Annotated in this window: 7 protein-coding genes and 2 pseudogenes; 6 read left to right on the top strand and 3 right to left on the bottom strand. The window is 48.0% G+C overall.

The genetic code is table 11. The annotated features are described in order from the left end of the window. The 5 genes and pseudogenes from gatA to ACUU1M_RS17280 form a co-directional block, all read left to right on the top strand. The coding region (gene gatA, locus ACUU1M_RS17300; protein WP_449144703.1) for a PTS galactitol transporter subunit IIA at positions 1–417 on the top strand (417 nt) is incomplete at its 5' end. 30 nt (positions 418–447) lie between these two features. Beyond that, positions 448–733, top strand: a pseudogene (gene gatB, locus ACUU1M_RS17295) (PTS galactitol transporter subunit IIB). A 3-nt stretch (positions 734–736) separates the two neighbouring features. Continuing rightward, positions 737–2,091: pseudogene (locus tag ACUU1M_RS17290) on the top strand (PTS galactitol transporter subunit IIC). A gap of 47 nt (positions 2,092–2,138) precedes the next feature. After that, positions 2,139–3,179, top strand: coding sequence for a galactitol-1-phosphate 5-dehydrogenase (gene gatD / locus ACUU1M_RS17285; protein WP_000844252.1), 1,041 nt, complete (start codon positions 2,139–2,141; stop codon positions 3,177–3,179). Between the two features lie 105 nt (positions 3,180–3,284). Further along, positions 3,285–4,058: a DeoR/GlpR family DNA-binding transcription regulator gene (locus tag ACUU1M_RS17280; protein WP_024260786.1), complete on the top strand. Its 774-nt coding sequence runs from the start codon at positions 3,285–3,287 to the stop codon at positions 4,056–4,058. Positions 4,059–4,139: 81 nt separating this feature from the next. On the opposite strand, the gene yegS is transcribed toward ACUU1M_RS17280, so the two are convergent. After that, positions 4,140–5,039: a lipid kinase YegS gene (yegS, locus tag ACUU1M_RS17275; RefSeq protein ID WP_000807346.1), complete on the bottom strand. Its 900-nt coding sequence runs from the start codon at positions 5,037–5,039 to the stop codon at positions 4,140–4,142. A gap of 405 nt (positions 5,040–5,444) precedes the next feature. Between yegS and yegR the strand changes: the two genes are divergently transcribed. Continuing rightward, a complete protein-coding gene (yegR, locus tag ACUU1M_RS17270; RefSeq protein WP_001295425.1) occupies positions 5,445–5,762 on the top strand; it encodes a protein YegR in 318 nt (105 codons plus the stop codon). A gap of 341 nt (positions 5,763–6,103) precedes the next feature. On the opposite strand, the gene trhP is transcribed toward yegR, so the two are convergent. Both trhP and ACUU1M_RS17260 read right to left on the bottom strand, forming a co-directional pair. Then, positions 6,104–7,465, bottom strand: coding sequence for a prephenate-dependent tRNA uridine(34) hydroxylase TrhP (gene trhP / locus ACUU1M_RS17265; RefSeq protein WP_005049106.1), 1,362 nt, complete (start codon positions 7,463–7,465; stop codon positions 6,104–6,106). Between the two features lie 146 nt (positions 7,466–7,611). Beyond that, positions 7,612–7,944 (bottom strand): YegP family protein, encoded by a 333-nt coding sequence (locus ACUU1M_RS17260; protein ID WP_005075721.1) that lies wholly within the window; start codon positions 7,942–7,944, stop codon positions 7,612–7,614. Positions 7,945–8,046 lie beyond the last annotated feature (102 nt).

The following is an 8,046-nucleotide window of genomic DNA, read 5'->3' as shown; positions in this document are numbered from 1 at the left end:
GTCGATCGTAGCGAAGTTTTAACCTATATCGGTAATGAGATGCTCGCGAAAGGTGTGGTTCATGATACCTGGCCACAGGCATTAATTGCCAGAGAAGCAGAATTCCCTACCGGGATAATGCTTGAGCAGCACGCCATTGCAATACCGCATTGTGAGGCGATTCATGCTAAGTCGTCAGCCATTTATCTGTTAAGGCCAACAAATAAAGTTCATTTTCAGCAAGCGGATGATGATAACGACGTGGCGGTATCGTTGGTTATTGCGTTGATTGTGGAAAATCCGCAGCAGCAATTGAAACTTTTACGCTGTTTATTTGGCAAGTTACAACAGCCCGATATCGTCGAGACACTAATTACTCTTCCTGAAACTCAGTTAAAGGAATACTTCACAAAGTATGTTTTAGATTCAGACGAATAAATCCCTCTGTAACAATAAAAAGGACTATTTATGAAACGCAAGATTATTGTCGCTTGCGGAGGCGCGGTTGCGACCATCTACGATGGCGGCGGAAGAAATTAAAGAGTTGTGTCAGAGTCATAATATTCCTGTTGAATTAATCCAGTGTCGGGTTAATGAAATAGAAACCTATATGGATGGTGTGCATTTGATATGTACCACTGCCAGGGTGGATCGTAGTTTTGGCGATATTCCGTTAGTTCACGGCATGCCTTTTGTTTCTGGTGTCGGTATCGAAGCATTACAAAATAAAATTCTGACTATCTTACAGGGGTGACCTATGTTTTCAGAAGTCATGCGTTATATTCTCGACCTCGGCCCTACAGTGATGCTGCCGGTTGTCATCATTATTTTTTCTAAAATATTAGGCATGAAGGCAGGCGATTGCTTTAAAGCGGGTCTGCATATCGGGATTGGCTTTGTTGGCATTGGCCTTGTGATTGGCTTAATGCTGGATTCCATTGGTCCGGCGGCGAAAGCGATGGCGGAAAATTTCGACCTGAATCTGCATGTGGTCGATGTCGGCTGGCCGGGCTCTTCACCAATGACCTGGGCGTCGCAAATTGCGCTGGTGGCGATTCCGATTGCGATATTGGTTAACGTGGCGATGTTACTGACCCGTATGACGCGGGTGGTAAATGTTGATATCTGGAATATCTGGCATATGACCTTCACCGGCGCGTTGCTGCACCTGGCAACCGGTTCATGGATGATAGGGATGGCGGGTGTGGTAATTCACGCGGCGTTTGTTTATAAGCTCGGCGACTGGTTTGCCCGCGATACCCGAAATTTCTTTGAGCTGGAAGGTATTGCTATTCCGCACGGTACGTCGGCGTATATGGGGCCGATTGCGGTGCTGGTCGATGCTATCATCGAGAAAATCCCAGGCGTTAACCGAATTAAATTTAGCGCCGACGATATTCAGCGCAAATTTGGCCCTTTTGGCGAACCTGTCACCGTGGGTTTTGTGATGGGGCTGATTATCGGCATCCTCGCGGGTTACGATGTCAAAGGTGTATTGCAGCTGGCGGTAAAAACGGCGGCAGTTATGCTGCTGATGCCACGGATGATTAAACCCATCATGGATGGTTTAACGCCCATCGCTAAGCAGGCCCGTAGTCGTTTACAGGCGAAGTTCGGCGGTCAGGAGTTCCTGATTGGCCTGGATCCCGCATTACTGCTGGGGCATACGGCGGTGGTATCGGCAAGCCTGATTTTTATTCCGCTCACCATTTTAATTGCTGTTTGTGTTCCGGGTAATCAGGTACTGCCGTTTGGCGTCTTGCCACTATCGGCTTCTTCGTGGCGATGGCGGTCGCGGTGCATCGTGGAAATCTGTTCCGCACCTTAATCTCGGGTGTCATCATTATGAGCATCACCCTGTGGATCGCGACGCAAACTATTGGTTTGCACACCCAACTGGCGGCTAATGCTGGGGCGTTAAAAGCCGGGGGTATGGTGGCTTCAATGGATCAGGGCGGTTCTCCCATTACCTGGTTACTGATTCAGGTTTTCTCCCCGCAAAATATTCCCGGTTTCATTATTATCGGCGCAATTTATCTGACCGGTATTTTCATGACCTGGCGTAGAGCGCGTGGTTTTACTAAACAAGAGAAAGCCGTTCTCGCAGAATAATTTTTACCTGAGGGGGAGGTTATCCCCCTTAACAATCAGGAGTTTTTATGAAATCAGTAGTGAATGATACTGATGGTATCGTGCGCGTTGCAAAAAGCGTCATTCCTGAAATTAAACATCAGGATGAGGTGCGGGTAAAAATTGCCAGCTCGGGCTTATGTGGTTCCGATTTACCCAGGATATTTAAAAATGGTGCACATTATTATCCAATAACGTTAGGCCATGAATTTAGCGGCTATATTGATGCGGTGGGATCCGGTGTTGATGATTTACACCCTAGCGATGCGGTTGCCTGTGTGCCGTTATTACCCTGTTTTACTTGTCCAGAGTGTTTGAAAGGGTTTTATTCCCAGTGCACAAAATATGATTTTATTGGCTCGCGGCGTGATGGTGGATTTGCTGAATATATTGTCGTTAAGCGAAAAAATGTCTTTGCTCTACCCACGGATATGCCTATTGAGGATGGGGCTTTTATTGAGCCGATTACCGTTGGCCTGCATGCTTTTCATTTAGCGCAAGGTTGTGAGAATAAAAACGTTATTATTATTGGTGCCGGAACCATTGGCCTGCTGGCTATTCAGTGCGCTGTCGCGCTGGGAGCAAAGAGTGTGACGGCGATCGACATTAGCTCAGAAAAACTGGCACTGGCAAAATCTTTCGGTGCGATGCAAACATTTAACAGTAGCGAAATGAGCGCGCCGCAAATGCAGAGCGTTTTACGCGAACTGCGCTTTAATCAGCTTATCCTCGAGACGGCTGGCGTACCGCAAACTGTCGAACTGGCGGTAGAGATTGCCGGTCCTCATGCCCAACTGGCGCTGGTGGGCACGTTGCATCAGGATCTGCATTTAACATCGGCAACGTTTGGCAAAATATTGCGTAAAGAGCTGACGGTTATCGGCAGTTGGATGAACTATTCCAGCCCTTGGCCGGGGCAGGAGTGGGAAACGGCGAGCCGGTTGCTGACAGAACGTAAGTTAAGCCTGGATCCATTAATCGCTCACCGTGGAAGCTTTGAAAGCTTCACCCAGGCGGTGCGTGACATCGCTCGTAATGCCATGCCGGGCAAAGTGTTGCTCATTCCATGAAACCGCGGGCCAGCGTGATGCTGGCCCGGTATTGTGCAAAACAGATCATTCACCAATGGTCCCCCTTCGTTTACACTAGCCACAATTGAATATGGGTAAATGACGATGAATTCATTCGAGCGAAGGAATAAGATCATCCAATTAGTGAATGAACAGGGAACCGTGCTTGTTCAGGATCTGGCGGGAGTATTTGCTGCCTCGGAAGCGACAATCCGTGCCGATTTGCGCTTTCTCGAACAAAAAGGCGTGGTTACGCGCTTTCATGGCGGTGCGGCGAAAATAATGTCCGGTAATAGTGAAACCGAGACCCAGGAAGTCGGGTTTAAAGAGCGATTTCAGCTCGCCAGCGCGCCAAAAAACAGAATAGCGCAGGCGGCAGTCAAAATGATCCATGAAGGGATGACCGTTATTCTCGACAGCGGAAGTACCACAATGCTTATCGCCGAAGGATTAATGACCGCTAAAAATATCACGGTGATTACCAACAGTCTCTCGGCAGCGTTTGCCCTTTCCGAAAATAAAGACATTACTCTGGTCGTCTGTGGTGGCACGGTCCGCCATAAAACGCGCTCGATGCATGGTTCCATTGCCGAGCGTTCATTGCAGGATATTAATGCCGATTTAATGTTTGTCGGTGCTGATGGTATTGATGCGGTTAATGGTATTACGACCTTTAATGAAGGTTATTCGATTAGCGGGGCGATGGTCACCGCCGCAAATAAAGTGATTGCCGTTCTCGATTCATCGAAATTTAATCGTCGCGGTTTTAATCAGGTACTGCCAATCGAAAAAATTGACATTATTGTTACCGATGATGCTGTGTCAGAGGTGGATAAATTGGCATTGCAGAAGACACGGGTAAAATTAATTACGGTGTAGTATTGTTCTGTATGCCGGATAAGGTGTTTACACCGCATCCGGCATTACGGATTCTCCCTGGTTCAAGAGAGAATAGTTTGATTAACGCAATAATGGACAATCTGGTGGTAATCGACAACGCAACGCCGCCGGAAGTATTTCAATATGGAAGTTTTGCCCACTCAACGGTTCGCCATCAAGATTAAAAGTGATTTCGTGTGGGGCTTGTATATCAAACCACGACGAAGCGCCTTCGATAATATTCGGGTTATCTTCGTCAGATTTTAAGGTTGATACGAGAGCCGGAAGAATTTCATCGCCGGTAAAAATGCGCAGTTGCAGCAAGCCATCGTTAATTAACGCGTTCGGGCACAATTGTTGACCGCCACCGGCCTGACGCCCGTTACCAATACCAATGACCAGGGCGTCACCTTGCCAGTGAAAGTTTTCACCGCGGATTTCACAACGGTCCGGTTGCAGAGTATCCATGCGCATTAAGCCATGAATGATGTAAGAGACGCCACCCAGCGCGGCTTTTAATTTTTCCGGCGTTTCTGTGGTAATACGCGTCCCAAATCCGCCTGTCGCCATATTAATAAAACAGGTTTGTTTGTTGACCTGCGCCATATCTATCGCAATGGCATTACCGGCAATTGCCAGTTTCAGCGCCTTATCCAGTGCCTCAGGAATCCCTACACTGGTGGCAAAATCATTGGCGGTTCCTAATGGCAAAATTCCCAGCGCGGGTATGTCATCCCCCTCACACTGAATCAACGCCGTAGAAACTTCATTAATGGTGCCATCGCCACCACCGGCAATCACCGTTGCGACGCCCAACTTCCGGGCCTCCTCTACAAATCGTGCGGCATCACCTTTCTCCCAAGTGACCCGCACATGGATCGTCATTCCTTCCTCACGCAACAGCATAATTGCTTCGCGCAAGGGTAAATTGTCAGTACTTTTGCCATTAAGAATCAGTAAGCTGGCGGGAAATTCTGCCATGATCGTATGTGCCTTTATGATTGGTCTGTAGATAGTGTAGAGCAGAAAACAAAAGGTGGAGTCAGAACAGGATGAAAGTCGGAGGATAAAAAGTCAGTTCAAGTATGGAGGATTCAGTGGTTACCACCAGGAGCTTGCAATGGGGACAGCGAATACTAACGGCTGCCACCGATAAATTTCAAAAAAGAGCATATACCTAATATTCAACTAAACAGTGGCATCTTCAATATAATATATTAAAGCCCCCATGGAGTTACCCTGAAGGGCCTCAATGTCCGTAATTCCTACTTATGTAGGAAATGTTGTACAGAACATTTATTATAATCCTATTCAATTATAATAATCATGCCATTATTATATTTAAACACTAGAGAGTGTCGTTGGTATTTAATGGGGGAAGGTGAGATGAAAAAGATAGCTGCTATATCATTAATTAGTATTTTTCTTATATCTGGTTGTGCTGTGCATAATGATGAAACAAGTATTGGTAAATTTGGTCTTGCATATAAAAGTAATATTCAGCGTAAACTCGATAACCAATACTACACCGAAGCCGAAGCTTCTTTAGCCAGGGGCAGAATATCTGGTGCAGAAAATATAGTAAAAAATGATGCAGCCCATTTCTGTGTTACTCAGGGCAAAAAAATGCAGATAGTTGACCTGAAGACAGAAGGTGCAGGATTACATGGCGTCGCTCGTCTGACATTCAAATGTGGAGAGTGAGAATATTTTTTGGTAAGCGTCAAACATGCGCGTTCTGGCTGTGCGTAGCCGGAACCTGGGCGAGCACGATACCGTTACGTGAAAGGCATTGTGCTATGAAGGGGGATTCTATCGATGTGGTCAATGGAAGACGGTTATCAGGGATCAATCCTTCTTTACAGCTTATGTACAAAAAATAAGCCCGTGTAAGGGAGATTACACAGGCTAAGGAGGTGGTTCCTGGTACAGCTAGCATTTTATGGATTATGTTTTTCAGCGAAACGGATGATAACCTTAATAAATGCAGCTGTATGTGATCGGTTTCTAAGAATTTTCCATCCGGGAAAAATAATCGAAATTAATCACTTACCGTGGGGGTTACGCGTGGTTTCCCCGGAGAAATTACGCATTAGCAGCGCGTAATTCAGTTCAAGATCCTGCGGGACCGGGAGCCACACAGTATAACCATCGCCTGGTGCGACCGGCATAGCTTCGCCTTTGGCGTTTTCCATGTGCTCAAGGGTAAAGTTAATGTTGCCTTGCGGCGTCATCAGCTCAAGACTGTCGCCAACGGAGAATTTATTTTTCACCGCTACCGCTGCGAGGTCCCCCTTGCGCTCACCGGTAAACTCACCAACAAACTGCTGGCGGTCAGAAACTGAATAACCGTATTCGTAGTTCTGATAATCGTCGTGAGTATGACGACGCAGGAAACCTTCGGTATAGCCACGATGCGCCAGACCTTCCAGAGTTTCCAGCAGGCTGGTATCGAACGGTTTTCCCGCAGCGGCGTCATCGATAGCTTTGCGGTAAACCTGTGCGGTGCGTGCGCAATAGTAGAAAGATTTGGTACGACCTTCGATTTTCAGCGAATGCACGCCCATTTTGGTCAGGCGTTCTACATGGGCGATGGCGCGCAGATCTTTCGAGTTCATGATGTAAGTGCCGTGCTCATCTTCAAACGCGGTCATATACTCGCCCGGACGCTGGGCTTCTTCGATCATAAACACTTTGTCGGTTGGCGCGCCGATACCCAGCGTCGGCTCAACATTTTGCACCGGAATCGGCTCGTACTTGTGTACGATGTTGCCAACGTCATCTTCTTTCCCTTCCTGGACGTTGTACTCCCAGCGGCAGGCGTTGGTGCAGGTGCCCTGGTTCGGGTCGCGCTTGTTGATATAGCCAGAGAGCAGGCAGCGACCGGAGTAGGCCATGCACAGTGCGCCGTGAACGAAGATCTCGATCTCCATATCCGGCACCTGATTATGGATCTCTTCAATCTCTTCCAGCGACAGCTCGCGAGAGAGGATCACGCGGGTCAGTCCCATTTGCTGCCAGAATTTCACCGTCGCCCAGTTCACGGCGTTAGCCTGCACCGAGAGGTGGATCGGCATTTCAGGGAAGTGCTCACGCACCAGCATAATCAGCCCTGGATCGGACATAATCAGCGCATCCGGCCCCATTTCCACCACCGGTTTCAGGTCACGGATAAAGGTTTTCAGCTTGGCGTTGTGTGGTGCAATGTTGACCACGACATAAAACTTTTTCCCCAGCGCGTGGGCTTCATTGATGCCGAGCTGAAGATTTTCGTGGTTGAATTCGTTGTTGCGCACACGTAGGGAGTAACGCGGCTGGCCCGCATAAACAGCATCTGCGCCATAAGCGAAAGCGTAACGCATATTTTTCAGCGTTCCCGCCGGGGAAAGGAGTTCCGGTTTAAACATAATTCTCTCGTTCTGATGACAGGTCAGATCCGCTTCACCTGATGAAGCGGTTAGGGGAGGCCCCCACTTTAAGGGCGGGCATTGTAGCGCTGTAGGGGGGATCTGGTAAAGCGCCGGACGCCAACAACCCACGCCCGGCATCGTAATTACGTATTGTCTTTCACCGTCTGGCTTGTGCCATTGGCTTTAACGGAGGCAATTCCGGTTTCACGAGATTGCGCGGTGGCGTACATCTGGCTGGAGCCGATAATTTGATGATTAGCGGCTTTCAGATTGAAATAGAATTTGCCGTTGCTTGCCGTTTTTTTCTCATAGCGCTCTTCTTGCGGGCTGTTGCTACGCACCGACGCGATGCCCTTTTCCGCAGAGGCTTTTGAGGTATACAGCTCGCTGGTGAGGATAGTCTCACCATTGCCCGCTTTTAGCACAAACCGGAACTGATTATCACTGTTCTTACTGAGTTCAAACCAACCAGCCATAATGACTCCTTGATTGAAATTGCTTATCGAAAACAGCATCTAAAGGTGTAATGCCGATCAGTTAAGGATCAGTTGACCGATCCAGTGGCTGTGTAAGAATCC

Source organism: Shigella sp. SIG6 (genome assembly GCF_053555815.1).
Note: the sequence above shows the minus strand (reverse complement) of the source record. Positions and strands in the feature narration are given on the sequence as shown.